The sequence below is a fragment of the Paenibacillus nuruki genome (genome assembly GCF_963311185.1).
Classification (GTDB): domain Bacteria; phylum Bacillota; class Bacilli; order Paenibacillales; family Paenibacillaceae; genus Saccharibacillus; species Saccharibacillus nuruki.
In genome coordinates this window covers 4009980-4025001 of sequence record NZ_OY725677.1, presented here as the reverse complement: position 1 = coordinate 4025001, position 15022 = coordinate 4009980, and the positions used below count along the sequence as shown (strand labels likewise).

Sequence of the window (15022 nt, the reverse complement as noted above, 5' to 3'; positions counted from 1 at the left end):
TCTTTATTATACCATGATCTAGAGAAAGCTAGACAGTCTAACTAGAACTTGCACAACAAAAAAAGACACTATTCAGTGTCTTTATATTATGCGTTGCTTCTATAGAAATAAAGTATTTACTCCTATAAAGAGATTGATTATGCAGTCGTATTTGTTTTGATTTTAATCAACAGCCCGACCAGTCCGAGTCCGGCAAAGATCACAAATCCTACCGAATATGAAAATAGATCAATCACATTCCCCGCGATCAAAGCACCTACAAATTGCCCTGCACCAATCATCAAAAAAGAAAGGCTGATCCCCATAGAAGGTTGCTTGGTATAGACACGAGTAGACCACACAATACAGATACAGCTTAAAAAGATAAACGAAATTCCAAATAAGATAGCTGAAGCAAAGTTAAATCCAACAGACGGGATAATAAGGACTATGATTCCAATACTCATCATAAACATACCCAGACGATACGAAGCAGAAAGTCCAAGCCGATTGATCCATTTTCCAGAACTACCGGCAATCATACCTGATATCCCCATCACAATCCAAAACCAGATCGCTGTCGTATAAGATAATCCTTGTTCTACCGTCAAAAAGCTACGCGAGAACGTCCAATATATTGCAGAACTGCTTCCAATAAGTAATGAACCTACACACAATGCTAGACTGTGTGGCTGAAATAATTGGAATTGGTGCTGATCTTTAGTCGTAGCAGATGTAATAGGATGCCGATGCGGTATATTTTTGCTATTCCAATATAGGGTGATCAGAGCAATGATAGCGAATAGTCCATAACTTAAGCGCCAGTATTCGGTAAATAATAAAGCGATGGGACCGGATAACACCATCCCAAAGCTTGTTCCACTATTGATCCAAACATTTCCACGATCCCGATCGGCAACAGGAAGTTCAGTAGAAGCCGCATTGCCTAGAGCAGGCGATATCCAACCTGTACTTAATCCAGCAAAGAACAGACTGATCGTTAATATTAATGTATTTGGCGCCAAAGCCACACCGGCAATCCCAACCACTACACTGATTCCAGATAAGCGGATTACCTGATAATGTCCCCATTTGTGAATAAGAAAGGGTGCTGTTAATAATGCCAGACAATATGCAATATACATCACTGAACTGATCCAGCCTGCATCAGTAGTGGATAAAGAAAGAGAAGCAGAAATCTCAGGTAGAAATAGTCCAAAGCTGTATCTGCCTAATGTGTAGCAAACAGCAATCATCGCTATACCGGGAAATATAATTTTTTTAGCGTTCATAGGGTAACACTCCTTTATGTATTATAAATATATAGAACGATCATTATACTTTTGCTTAAATAAAAAGTGAGTATCTATATACTCACTGCGATCAGATATACTTTTGAACCGATAGAAATGATTGATCTTGGGTGCCAATAGTATGGCTATAACAGAATACTTACTTGTTTAAGCCGCACGTACAAATAGTTTTTCGGTCATATCAATTAATTGGGCGCATACGGTGGCTGTATCTTCTGTCTCAGCCAGAGCAGTAGATCCTTCTAACAACAGCGAAAATTGTAAAATTTGTTGCGAAGTCAGGGAAGAGTCCAATTGCTCGATAAATTTCATCACATTTTCTTTATGACGATTCACAGTCTGTACAACCGGATGCGTTGGATCACCAGCAAATTCTTCTTTTGCCCGTAAAAACATACATCCACGTGATTGAATATCCATTAAACGTTGCGCATGTCCTTTAGCCAAATTCAATAAAATAGCTTCACGATCATCCGTCAGAAAACGATGCAGATACTCCATATATTGTTGCTCACGTCGCTTCAACACTTCTACGATCAATTCATCTTTGGAAGCAAAATGGTTGTAGAGCGTCATAATCGCAATATCTGCTTCTGTAATAATCTGCTTCAGGCCAATCGCATGAAATCCATGTTCATAAAAAAGCTTTTCAGCTACAATCAGTAACGTTTCTCTTTTTTTACTCAATTGATACACTCCTTTATATAGAACGATCATTATATTTATTGTGAAGGAAAAGATGGATATTGTCAAACCACTTACATAAAGGTTAACGAATTGACTACAAAAGCGTATACTGTATAACAATCTTACATATACAAAACTATAAAAAAAGGAGAGACGGACATGATTAGTTTTGGAACGATGATTGCTTTTGCCGCTGTCGCTTTAGGGATGGTATGTGCGCCAGGACCGAATATGATCTATTTGATTTCGCGTTCGGTAACACAAGGAAAGTTAGCAGGCATGATTTCTTTGTTCGGCGTGATGCTCGCATTTGTCGTGTATATTGTAGCGACCATGATGGGATTATCTGCGTTATTTCTGACAGTTCCTATACTCTACAGTATGATTAAATGGGCAGGAGCAGTGTACTTGCTGTGGTTAGCGTGGAAAGCGATTCGTCCTGGAAGTGGAAGTGATCGCAATATACTGGAACCTCAATCATTAGCGATCGAATCGCCTAAAAAGCTATTTATAATGGGCTTTATGACAAATTTACTTAATCCCAAAGCAGCCGTATTGTATGTATCATTGTTACCACAATTTATAGATCCTGCACGGGGATCGGTATTGATGCAGAGTGCCACTCTAGGTCTGCTTCAGATTAGCATCAGCTTTATCGTTAATCTATTGATTATACTGGTAGCGAGTCAAGTGGTATCATGGTTCGGTAAACGTCCGATTTGGATGAGTATCCAGCGCTGGGTCATGGGAAGTGTGCTAACAGCACTTGCAGCAAGAATGGCATTCGATCGCAAATAAATAGGATGTAGCAGTATTGAAAAGAAATTCACATCATCCAATACAGAAATTCCCGAAACAGCCTAATGTGCATCCAATACGTTAGGCTGTTTTGATGATTTGGAAGAGGAGTTCTAGGATTAGCGATCATTATCATCTTCAAATATTTTGTCCCATGATTCTCTATTCTGTGTTAGCATAAAAATACTAATAGATAAATAATAAACTATACGTTTGAAAACGCTACCATAAATGGTATTCTGTAAGATTCTTGTAGTCTTCAGTAGAGTTATATAGGGAGTGTCATAATGAAAGAACTGTGTAGAATTTTGATCGTAGATGATGAAATTCTGGTAAGACAAGGAATTAAACACTATATGGTCTGGGAACAATTTGGATTTCAGATTGTTGGTGAAGCATCTAATGGAAAAGAAGCGCTCGAACTGGTAGATCAATTGCAACCTCATATTGTGATTACCGATATCGTCATGCCAATTATGGATGGCGAAGAATTCACACGAATTGTGAAGCAAAGGTATCCTCATATTGAAGTCATTGTACTGAGTAGTTATGGTGAATTTAGCTACGTACGTTCCACTTTTCAAAGTGGGGTAGCTGATTATATTTTGAAGCCGAAGTTAGAAACGCAAGAGTTGTTGCAAGTTCTACAAAAGACAGCACGTCGTATTCCTTCTCTTCAATATAATGAAGATAATGATCAAGAGTTATTGTCGATTGATCATATTATAGAAAAAGTGATCTCCGGATATGAAGTGAATTATGGACAAGAACTGATCAAGCAAGCTTTCCCGTATGAGCATTATTGTCTGATCGGCGTTCAGCCTTCCGGTTATATTGCGAACAACCATACGTCTGCGGCTGTACAAAGTCACTTATCTACTCTAGGAATGAGACTGGCAGAGGTGCTTGAATCGCTAGGGACATCGATTGTATTTCGACCTGCACCGGTCAGTGATTCCGGTCTAATTGTATTTCTGGTGAATCTGGAAGAGTCTCAATATTCAACGTTAGTGACCGTTATTCAGCAATTAGCCGATGATATTCATGCTCAGTCTCCACAAATCGGTTGGGTGATGAGTAGTCCTTTTCATACATTTGAGCAGATCGATCCGGTGTATCATCAACAGATTTTGAAATTGTTAGACTATCGCTTTTATTTCCCGGATCGCAGACTCATGTTAGAATCTGAACTTCCGCCACCGGTTGCAGTACAAGGTGCTTTCAACCTAAAGCAATTTGCTGAAGAGATGAAGCGAGAGCATTTTGAATTTGCTTTCCAAGAATTGCGCCAGTATGTCACAGCGATGTCGGGGAACTATGTCTCGACTCCGTTTGAGTTGAAATCGTTTCTAGGAAATGTCGTATTCAATATTATTACACTGCTTGGTAATCTGGATTATGATGTTGAACAACTGGATGCTGAGAAATATAACTATTTCAAACAGATTAACGAAGCCGAGCACATTAATGAAGCAATCGATTTGCTGAACCGCTTTTTATTAGTAGTTGATCAGCAGATTGCAGCACGTACACAGCCGAACAGTAACTCGAATATGAAAAAGTTATTAGAGTATATCGATATTCATTTTGCAGAGTCGCTCAGTCTGACCGGGCTAGGCCAATATTTTCATTTTAACCCTTCTTATTTATCCAGCTATTTCACAACGCATAATAAAGAAGGATTTAGTGAGTATTTGAACAAAATCCGCGTCGAAAAAGCCGCCGCCATGTTAAAAGAAGACGAGTTCACGATTGCAGATATCAGTAGCAAAGTAGGCTATTCCGACCCTAGTTATTTCACCAAAGTATTCAAAAAACTAACCGGACTATCCCCAAGCCAATACCGACGTAAACACTTGCGTTAAGCGCTTGGCAATATAAGCGCGACCCAGTTCAATAAGAAAGTGATTTTTGCGTAGCAAAATATCTTACATCAAGCGCTTGGCAATATAAGCGCGACCCAGTTTAATAAGAAAGTGATTTTTGCGTAGCAAAATATCTTACATCAAGCGCTTGGCAACATAAGCGCGACCCAGTTCAATAAGAAAGTGATTTTTGCGTAGCAAAATATCTTACATCAAGCGCTTGGCAATATAAGCGCGACCCAGTTTAATAAGAAAGTGATTTTTGCGTAGCAAAATATCTTACATCAAGCGCTTGGCAACATAAGCGCGACCCAGTTTAATAAGAAAGTGATTTTTGCGTAGCAAAATATCTTACATCAAGCGCTTGGCAATATAAGCGCGACCCAGTTCAATGAAAAAATGATTTTTGCGTAGCAAAATATCTTACATCAAGCGCTTGGCAATATAAGCGCGACCCAGTTCAATGAAAAAATGATTTTTGCGTAGCAAAATATCTTACATCAAGCGCTTGGCAATATAAGCGCGACCCAGTTCAATGAAAAAATGATTTTTGCGTAGCAAAATATCTTACATCAAGCGCTTGGCAATATAAGCGCGACCCAGTTCAATAAGAAAGTGATTTTTGCGTAGCAAAATATCTTACTATTATAGTATGTAATGAATGGGTTAAAGAAAAGGGAATGAGTATGAAGAAAAGTATCGACAATTTCAAACAGCAAGGTCTGTTTTTTAAATTGTTTATTGTTATGGTGGTCAGTATCATTGCTGTTTGTTTGTTGACTTCGCTCGTAACGATTCGAATGTCAGAGCGACTATTTGCCGAGACATTCAGTATCACCAACTCGAAAGTGTTGAATCAGATTAAAACAAGCTTTGAGTCGTTTAACGATTCGATTGTAAATGCAGTTAGCCATGCCTCTCAGACGGCTACCGTCAAAAGCTTTTTAACGAGCGGTGAAGGCGATTCGATCGCTACAGGTAGTTCTTATTTCAGTATGGGTCAACAGATGAAGCAGATTAAATCAAATGTAGACGCTTATGAAGTAGGCGTTACGGTCATAGGAGTGAATGGCAGAAGTTATGCTTCTGATTATGGATACTGGCCTATTCCAATGCATACGTTGTCTGAAAGTATGATTACTAAGAATACGATCGCTGAACCGAGACGGCTGATGTATCAGTATGATGAAGAATCAACAGCTATCGATCAGCCGGCAGAACATTACATTATTGCTTCCAAAGCTTTGATGGAGCGTACAAGTAACTTTCTGTATGGAACCATCTATATAGCCATTCAAGAGCGGGAATTCAAACGTTTTTATAGTAATTTTACCAGTACAGGCAACGATGTTCTGATTCTGAATGCGAGTGGACAGATTGTATCGAGTAATCGAGATGATCTGATTGGTTCTTTTTCACCGGAGCTCCTCAATTATGCGACCCAGATTAACAAAAAACATCTGGATTATATGGATGCGGATGTGATGGGTAAAGATCATATTATTTTATCGAATTATGTACCTGAATATGATTTTTATCTGGTTAATTTGGTTGATCGGGAATTTGCTGTTGGACAGATTATCAATGTGCGTTCAGTAGCACTGATCTGTATTGCGATTGTCAGCGGAGCGTTGTTGATTGTATTTTTAATTTCACGTCGATTGACCCAATCATTGACCCGTCTGGTGAAGCAGATGTCTACGATTACGGAGAAGAATTTTGATAATTATATTCAAGTGAGTGGAAGTTATGAAGTTCAGGAGTTAGGTCGAGCGTATAACTATATGCTGGATGAACTGAATGATTATATCGAACGTTTAATTCAGACGCAAAAAGATCAACGGAATGCAGAGTTAGCTGCATTACAACGACAGATCAATCCGCATTTCCTGTATAATACGCTTGCTTCGATCAAAATCCTGGTGCAAAAAGGAAACAAAGAAACGGCTGCGGAGACGATCAATGCACTGATTTCATTATTGCAAAATACAATCAGTAATGTCAGTGAAACGATCACGATTGAACAAGAGCTGGGTAATATGAAAAACTACGTATTTATCAACCATGTGCGGTATGGACAACGCGTACAAGTAAATTATTTCGTTTCTCCAGATTGTCTGGAATACCATGTGCCCAAATTGATTATTCAACCGTTTATCGAAAATGCGTTTTTCCATGCGTTTAATGAAAAACAAAACGGTATCATCTATATTATGGTGTCTCAATCCGATGGTGTACTGACCTGCGAAGTGGTCGACAATGGAGATGGTATGGACGGTCTTTCTGAGGTGGGCGAACAGAACCCACTACCGAATCCGAAAAGCAAACGTCAATTATTCACCGGCATCGGCATCCAAAATGTCCATAACCGCATCACACTACTCTACGGCGAACAATACGGCGTGACCATTTCCAGTACCAAAGGCGAAGGCACCAAAGTCAAAATCACCATGCCGTTAATTTTAGAACAACAATAACCTATAAAAAATACAAAAGACATCTACCATATCCCGTGTTCTAAACGGTATAAGAGATGTCTTTTGTATATAGAAGAAAGGTAGACACTTAGAAATAAGCGCCTACCTTTCTTCTATTTATAATGAAACAATCTATAAATATTCCTATTTTAAAAACACCAAGTATTTAATCCATAAACTTAACTCGATCTTTCTATATATAGTAGGCACAAATTCAAGATAGCTATATATTCACCAAGCCACTCCAATCTATTCTAATCCTCATTCTTTCCTGCCCCCGCTCCCCAACATTCAAATTGGTGCTCTAAATAAGCTATCCCATACCGAAAACCCTACCAGCACAGAGCGTAGGGGAATCTATTATTTCTGAAAGGAGCCTTTAAGACTCGGATATCGACCGCCTGCGGTCAAATCAAAATATCCGATCTTACCAGCGACGGCAAGAAAAAATAGATCCCCGAAGCGGTCTCCCTAAATTCCGCTCATACTCACTAATCCCACCCTATTTTAATCTACATTTTATACCATTATCCAAATATATTACTAATGATAACGCTATCAAAAATTTGAAATATAAGAAAATCACAAATCCTTACAAAGATAGTCATACCGTCTTCAAATCAAGAGGTGTTAAGATAAATATACCAAATGGTAAACGCTTTCAAAAAAAGAACAGGGGTTGAACAAAAATGAAAAAAATGATGTTTCTTTTACTAGCAACCGTTTTCATGTTGTCTGCATGTTCCGGTAATGCTGGTAGCGGTGCAAGTTCTGATCCAGCTAAAAAAGAAATCACAGTATGGGCATGGGACGCTAAATTTAACATAGCAGCATTGAATTTAGCTAAAGAGAGATATATGGCTAAGCATCCTGATGTTACGATTAACATCATTGAAAACGCTCAAGCGGATATTGTACAAAAATTAAACACAGGTTTGAACTCTGGTACAACTAAAGGTCTTCCAAACATTGTGTTGATCGAAGATTACCGTTCACAAAACTTCTTGCAAGCGTATCCAGATTCATTCCGTGATATGTCTGATTCGATTAAATCAGCAGACTTTGCAGATTACAAAGCAGGTCCTACTAACTACAACGGCAAACAATATGGTGTTCCATTTGATTCCGGCGTAACTGGTATGTATGTAAGAACGGATTATCTTAAAGAAGCAGGTTACACACCTGAAGATATGCAAGATATCGACTGGGATAAATTTATCGAAATCGGTAAAGCAGTAAAAGCTAAAACTGGTAAAGATATGTTAACTCAAGATCCAAATGACTTGGGATTGATTCGTGCAATGATCCAATCTGCAGGTACTTGGTATCTTAAAGAAGACGGTAAAACACCTAACATTGCAGGAAACGCAGCTTTGAAAGAAGCTATGGAAGATTACAAAGCAATGTTTGATGCAAATATCGTAAAAACGAACTCTGACTGGAGTCAATTCTTGGCTGCATTCAACAGTGGTGCTGTAGCATCTGTTCCTACAGGTAACTGGATCACACCTTCTGTTAAAGCAGAAGCTTCTCAATCTGGTAAATGGGCTGTTGTTCCATTCCCAACATTGAAAAACACACCAAACTCTGTTCACGCATCTAACATTGGTGGTAGCTCATGGTATGTCATGAACGTAGACGGACAAGATACTGCTGCTGATTTCATGAAAGAAACATTCGGTTCTGATAAAGAATTGTACCAAGATATGTTGAACAAAATTGGTATCATCGGTACGTTCAAAGCAGCTTCTACAGGTTCAGCTTATGACAAAGCAGACGATTTCTTTGGCGGACAAAAAATCTATGCTGACTTTGCAAAATGGACTACAGAAGTTCCTAACGTAAACTACGGTCTACACACGTATGCTATCGAAGATATCATGGCTGTAGAAGTACAGAACTACCTTGCTGGTAAAGACATTGACTCTGTATTGAACGATGTTCAAGCTCAAGCAGAAGCTCAACTGAAATAAAACATTTTGATTCATTAAAAAATCATACTGTACCCGATCTGCTCAAAAAGTGGATAGAGAAAGCTTGCTGGGCGTAAGGCAATAGAAACAGCAATGAAACCTTGGGCTTTGCCGTTCAAGGTTTTATTGCCGTATCTAAGCCATAAATAAAAAAATAAAACGACCACAAGCGATATAAAGGAGATGAAAGAAATGAAAGCAGCTCAACCTCAATCCAAGTTCGGCCCTCGTTTCAAAGCTGGCTTAACAGGATGGTTATTTATTGCATTAGCCGTTTTGATGATATGTGCATTTTACTTTTATCCAATGATTCAAGCACTTATTCTTTCGTTCCAAACGGGAACAGGCTCGAATCTATCATTCAATGGTATTGATAACTATGCTCGTCTGTTTACAGATGATATGTTCCTTACAGCAGTAAAAAACACATTTATTTATTTGATTTTCCAAGTACCTTTAATGGTTGTGCTTGCTTTGTTCATCTCTGTATTATTGAATAATCCTCGTTTGAAATTTAAAGGATTTTTCCGTACAGCTATTTTCTTACCTTGTATTACATCTCTAGTTGCTTATTCTGTTGTATTTAAATACCTTTTCTCTTCGGATGGTTTGGTTAATGCGTTATTGCTTAAAGTGCATTTGATTGGTGCTCCGATTGAGTGGATTGCTGATCCGTTCTGGGCAAAAGTAACGATTATTCTCGCTATTACATGGCGCTGGACAGGTTACAACATGATTTTCTATCTATCTGGACTACAAAATATCGATAACTCTATTTATGAAGCAGCACGTATTGATGGTGCTTCCGCTATTCGTCAATTTTTCAGTATTACTATTCCTATGCTAAAACCTATTATTTTGTTTACATCGATCACATCGACAATTGGTACATTGCAACTGTTTGATGAAGTCGTCAATATTACCAAAGGTGGACCCGGTAATGCGACAACATCCATTTCGCAATATATCTACAATCTGTCGTTCAAATATTCAGCAGACTTTGGTTATGCAGCAACCGTATCGTATTCTATCGTAATTATGATCATCATATTAGCATTTATCCAGTTCAGAGTGGCAGGTGATCGCAATGAATAAATCCAAAACGTTTTTTACTTATATTTTCTTGAGTATCGCTGCATTTATTTCGATTTTCCCGTTTTTCTGGATGCTCGTCAGCGCAACTAACCTTTCGGTAGACGTTACACAGGGTCGATTGCTTCCCGGTTCTCATTTGATCGAAAACTTCCAAAAATTAACGAGTTCTGTAGATATTATAGGCGCATTAGGCAACTCTGCTAAAATTTCGATCAGTACAACGATTTTGGCATTGTTAATCGCTTCGCTTGCAGGGTATGGATTTGAAGTCTATCGCAGTAAAGCAAAAGATATCGTATTTAACATTTTACTCTTGTCGATGATGATTCCTTTTGCAGCGATGATGGTTCCGTTATATCGTATGTTCGGTAAAATCAGTAATGTGGTACCAGTGATTGGGATCGATACATTAGCATCAGTTGTGATTCCAACCGTTACTACAGCATTCCTTATTTTCTTCTTCCGTCAAAGTACCAAAATGTTCCCGAAAGACTTGCTTGAAGCAGGTCGTATGGATGGATTAACCGAATTGGGATTGTTCTTCCGTGTATACATGCCAACAATGAAAACAAGTTATGCAGCAGCAGCAATTATTACATTTATGTCGAGCTGGAATAACTACCTATGGCCTTTGGTTGTTTTACAATCGCCAGAAAATCAAACGATTCCGTTGCTTATTTCTAACATGGGATCCAGTTATGCACCAGATTTCGGTATGATCATGATCGCTATCGTGTTCTCTACATTACCTACAGCTATCGTCTTCTTCGTTATGCAGAAGCACTTCGTAGCAGGAATGGTTGGATCGGTAAAATAAATCTCCGAGTTGTGGAGAGTGGCTGTGGTTGTTGATGGGGACCGCTTCGTCTAAGGAATTGTCCTTGCCGCCGCTGGTAAAGATAAATGCTTTAAATGACTGCCAAGCAGTCGCATTTATCTTTAAAGGCGACGTTCAGGACAATTTCCTTAGACTCCGCTCTGCCGCATCACAGCCACTTTGCCATGTCCACAAAAAAGAGATTTAGTTTTACTTCGAGTAGGTGGGCAGGGTAGGAATAAGAGATTTGAATTTTTAGGTTTGAGAATTTAGGACTTATAATTTTGGTTTAAAATCTAGAGTTTAGAATTTAGAACGTAGGGATTTTAAGAATTAGGGTTTGATAAGATTTTAAGGTTCCGATTTAGTAGTGCTTTAAGCTTATTCGATTTTGGGAGTAGCTTGAAATGCACTAGTTTGAGATCAAAGGCATTGTGATATCGATGCTAAAGTGAATAACAATGCTAGAGCGAGACTAAATATCATTATTTATGTAATGAAGAAACCATATAGCCAAAACGCATACGAGATCAAAATTCCAAAGCGACAATGTACTTCAAAATGATAATGTAATCTAAAGGATGATGTAAGGTGTAATCTTTCTGCGGAGACGCATTCAAATGGAGTAGCAGTTACCTCTAGCGGAGGGGAATGGTTATTCTGAAAGTCGCCTTTAAGACAAGGATATCGACCACTCAGTGGTCCAATCAAGATATCCCAGTCTTACCAGCGACGGCAAGAATAACCCTTCCCCGCAGCGCTAGTCACTCTAAAACAAAGAAAAGTCGGGGGTATGGACATGAACCAACAAAAGCCTAGTTTAGACTGGTTAACAGATGTCAGTGTATTTGCTGTAAATCGCTTGAAAGCGTACTCAGATCATAAATATTATGCAACGTTAGAAGAAGCACAGAAACGTGGCGAGATGAAGCTTCGCTCTTCTTTAAATGGAAATTGGAAATTCAACTATGCAACGAATCCAAGTACTCGTCCACAAGGATTTCAAGAAACAGAATTTGCTTGTGACGGTTGGGGAGATATTACAGTTCCCGGTCATATCCAGTTACAAGGGTATGGACAAATGCAATATGTAAATACGATGTACCCGTGGGATGGTCACGAAGATCTGCGTCCATTATTCACGTCTGAGACGGCTACAGTTGAAAATAGCCTTTCCACACAGTCCAATCCTGTAGGAAGTTATGTGAAGTACTTTACAGTACCTCAACATTTGCTAGAGCGCTCCTCAGGAGACAAGTCACCTGTTTATATTTCATTTCAAGGTGTCGAGTCTGCATTTTACGTATGGTTAAATGGACAATTTGTGGGATATAGCGAAGATAGTTTTACGCCAGCAGACTTTGATCTTACACCTTACCTGCAAGCAGGTGAAAATAAATTAGCAGTAGAAGTCTACCAACGCAGTACTGGTTCTTGGTTAGAAGATCAGGATTTCTGGCGCTTCTCCGGTATTTTCCGTGATGTGTATTTGTATACTGTACCTTCTGTACATGTACGTGATCTGCATGTGAATGCTGGATTAGATGATGCTTATACGCAAGGTCAGTTGTCGGTACAATTAACGTTAGAGCAGACCGTTGGAGCGAAAGCGATTATTGAAGTACAAGATGCTACTGGTACAAATGTAACTTCACTTGAAGCACAATTTGTAGATGGCAAAGCCAACCTTACAACAACGATCGATAGTGTACATACATGGAGTGCAGAACATCCTTATCTGTATACGTTATTGATTTCTATCTATGATGAGGCAGGTAACTTGGTAGAAGTGATCCCGCAAAAATCAGGCTTCCGCCGCTTTGAAATGATCAACAAAGTCATGTGCTTAAATGGTAAGCGTATTGTATTCAAAGGTGTAAACCGTCATGAATTCAATGCTCGTACAGGACGTGCGATTACAGCAGAAGATATGTTGTGGGATGTGCGCACGATCAAGCAAAATAATATGAATGCTGTACGTACTTCACATTATCCGAACCAGACGCTCTGGTATGAGCTATGTGATGAGTATGGTCTGTATGTGATCGACGAGATGAATCTAGAAAGTCATGGTTCATGGCAGAAGATGGGTGCTGTTGAGCCGTCTTGGAATGTTCCTGGTAATTTGCCAGAGTGGCAAGATATCGTAATGGATCGTGCGATCTCGATGGTGGAACGCGATAAAAACCACCCTTCGATTCTGATCTGGTCTTGTGGTAACGAAGCCTATGCAGGAGAAGTCATTTTGAATGTATCTAATTACTTCCGTGAAACAGATCCTACACGTCTTGTTCATTATGAAGGTGTATTCCACAACCGTGATTATGATGCAACCAGTGATATGGAAAGCCGGATGTATGCTAAAGTAGCCGATGTTGAAGAATACTTGAATGACAATCCACAAAAGCCGTATATCAGTTGCGAGTATATGCACGCTATGGGTAACTCGGTCGGTGGTATGTCTAAATATACGGATTTGGAACAGAAATACGAAATGTATCAAGGTGGATTTATCTGGGATTATATCGATCAAGCGGTGATGAAAGAAGATCGCTATGGTAAAGAGTATTTAGCATTTGGTGGCGATTATGATGATCGTGCAACAGACTATAACTTCTGTACCGATGGTATTGTCTACGCAGATCGTAAAGTTTCACCTAAAATGCAAGAAGTTAAATTCCTTTACCAAAATATCAAGCTTTTACCTGATCCAAGTGCGATTACAATTGTGAACGAAAATGTATTTGTAGGTACAGATGCGTATAACCTTGTCTACAGCTTGCACCATGAAGGTGTAGAAGTGTACAGCCATACAATGCCAGTTCAAGTGGATGCTCAATCCCAAGCACGTATTGAATGGGTATTGCCAGATACGCATACATCTTCTGGCGAATATGTGATTCATGCATCTCTTGTATTGAAAGAAGCCGAATTATGGGCAGATGCTGGGTATGAAATCGCATTTGGACAACATATTTTCCACGTGGAACCACAAGAAGTAACCGTCTTGCCTACAGGTACATTACGAGTAGCACATGGTGATGTGAATATCGGTGTACACGGTACAGGATTTAGCGTGATGTTTTCTAAAGGAGCAGGTAGCTTAACTTCTCTACGTTACGGTCAACGTGAAATGATCTCTACACCACCAGCACCGTTGTTCTGGCGTGCAACAACAGATAACGATAAAGGAACAGCTAGAGGATTCCATGCAGGCAACTGGTTCGCAGCTAGTCTTGCTCGCCAATGCGTAGGTATTGATGTGAATGAGCAAGCCGATCATGTGACGGTAACTTTCCATTATGGATTCAGTATTCATGCGGATTTGAAAGTAACGACAACATACACCGTATATGGAGATGGAAGTGTTAAAGTACAATCCACATACAATGGTGCTACAGGACTTGCGAATCTACCGATCTTTGCATTATCGTTTAAAGTACCGGCAGATTATGATCAATTAGACTGGTATGCTATGGGACCGGATGAGAATTACAGTGACCGTGCTTTTGGAGCTCGCTTAACTCGTTTCCAGAATCAAGCATCAGATAATGTATCCGGTTATGTTGTTCCACAAGAATCGGGTAACCGTACGGGTGTACGTCGTGTAGATATTACCGATCAACACAAACAAGGTATTCGAATTACAGCGCCATCAACTGCACCGGTAGAATGTAATATTTCACCGTATACGGCGTTTGAATTAGAAAGTGCATACCATCAATATGAATTGCCAAATGTGTATTACACGGTAGTTACAGTCGCTGGTAAGCAAATGGGTGTAGGTGGCGATGATAGCTGGGGTGCTCCTGTATTAGATGAGTATCAGATTCCTGCGGATCAACCGTTAGCCTTTGAATTTACAATTCATCCACTGGTATAAATGAATAGAGTATAATCACAAGACTTTCCTATCCGAACGCACATGTTCTGGATCAGGAAAGTCTTTTTTGTCTATCTAGAGGTATACGTCAAAACTAACCTTGCGATAGAGTTTATTTTTTGGCAATCATGCTAA

General features: G+C 39.3%; 9 protein-coding genes. 7 read left to right on the top strand and 2 right to left on the bottom strand.

From position 1 onward, the window contains the following. Positions 1–137: 137 nt before the first annotated feature. Positions 138–1271 carry an MFS transporter gene (locus RCP16_RS17805; protein ID WP_308640962.1) on the bottom strand — a complete coding sequence of 378 codons (1134 nt, stop codon included), beginning with the start codon at positions 1269–1271 and terminating at the stop codon, positions 138–140. A gap of 168 nt (positions 1272–1439) precedes the next feature. After that, positions 1440–1988, bottom strand: coding sequence for a TetR/AcrR family transcriptional regulator (locus RCP16_RS17800; protein ID WP_371748123.1), 549 nt, complete (start codon positions 1986–1988; stop codon positions 1440–1442). A 150-nt stretch (positions 1989–2138) separates the two neighbouring features. Here RCP16_RS17800 and RCP16_RS17795 point away from each other — a divergent pair, with 150 nt between their 5' ends. The 7 genes from RCP16_RS17795 (at position 2139) to lacZ (ending at position 14887) form a co-directional block, all read left to right on the top strand. Then, a complete protein-coding gene (locus RCP16_RS17795; protein WP_308640961.1) occupies positions 2139–2777 on the top strand; it encodes a LysE family translocator in 639 nt (212 codons plus the stop codon). A 287-nt stretch (positions 2778–3064) separates the two neighbouring features. Further along, positions 3065–4642: a response regulator transcription factor gene (locus tag RCP16_RS17790; protein ID WP_273592942.1), complete on the top strand. Its 1578-nt coding sequence runs from the start codon at positions 3065–3067 to the stop codon at positions 4640–4642. Positions 4643–5328: 686 nt separating this feature from the next. Beyond that, positions 5329–7119, top strand: coding sequence for a cache domain-containing sensor histidine kinase (locus RCP16_RS17785; protein ID WP_273592943.1), 1791 nt, complete (start codon positions 5329–5331; stop codon positions 7117–7119). Between the two features lie 689 nt (positions 7120–7808). Then, positions 7809–9092 carry an ABC transporter substrate-binding protein gene (locus tag RCP16_RS17780; RefSeq protein ID WP_069329719.1) on the top strand — a complete coding sequence of 428 codons (1284 nt, stop codon included), beginning with the start codon at positions 7809–7811 and terminating at the stop codon, positions 9090–9092. Positions 9093–9284: 192 nt separating this feature from the next. Beyond that, on the top strand, positions 9285–10187 hold the full coding sequence (locus RCP16_RS17775; protein ID WP_069329718.1) for a carbohydrate ABC transporter permease: 903 nt from the start codon (positions 9285–9287) through the stop codon (positions 10185–10187). Continuing rightward, a complete protein-coding gene (locus RCP16_RS17770; RefSeq protein WP_069329717.1) occupies positions 10180–11004 on the top strand; it encodes a carbohydrate ABC transporter permease in 825 nt (274 codons plus the stop codon). The genes RCP16_RS17775 and RCP16_RS17770 overlap by 8 nt, the downstream gene beginning before the upstream one ends. A 799-nt stretch (positions 11005–11803) precedes the next feature. Beyond that, entirely contained in the window at positions 11804–14887 is a 3084-nt protein-coding gene (gene lacZ / locus RCP16_RS17765) for a beta-galactosidase, LacZ type (RefSeq protein ID WP_308640960.1), read from the top strand. Positions 14888–15022 lie beyond the last annotated feature (135 nt).

What these genes read in the sequence shown, in the direction of transcription:
- RCP16_RS17785 (WP_273592943.1), top strand. Translation starts at nt 5,329, where the DNA reads ATGAAGAAAAGTATCGACAATTTCAAACAGCAAGGTCTGTTTTTTAAA.
- RCP16_RS17770 (WP_069329717.1), top strand. Translation starts at nt 10,180, where the DNA reads ATGAATAAATCCAAAACGTTTTTTACTTATATTTTCTTGAGTATCGCT.
- RCP16_RS17775 (WP_069329718.1), top strand. Translation starts at nt 9,285, where the DNA reads ATGAAAGCAGCTCAACCTCAATCCAAGTTCGGCCCTCGTTTCAAAGCT.
- lacZ (WP_308640960.1), top strand. Translation starts at nt 11,804, where the DNA reads ATGAACCAACAAAAGCCTAGTTTAGACTGGTTAACAGATGTCAGTGTA.
- RCP16_RS17795 (WP_308640961.1), top strand. Translation starts at nt 2,139, where the DNA reads ATGATTAGTTTTGGAACGATGATTGCTTTTGCCGCTGTCGCTTTAGGG.
- RCP16_RS17790 (WP_273592942.1), top strand. Translation starts at nt 3,065, where the DNA reads ATGAAAGAACTGTGTAGAATTTTGATCGTAGATGATGAAATTCTGGTA.
- RCP16_RS17780 (WP_069329719.1), top strand. Translation starts at nt 7,809, where the DNA reads ATGAAAAAAATGATGTTTCTTTTACTAGCAACCGTTTTCATGTTGTCT.
- RCP16_RS17805 (WP_308640962.1), bottom strand. Translation starts at nt 1,271, where the DNA reads ATGAACGCTAAAAAAATTATATTTCCCGGTATAGCGATGATTGCTGTT.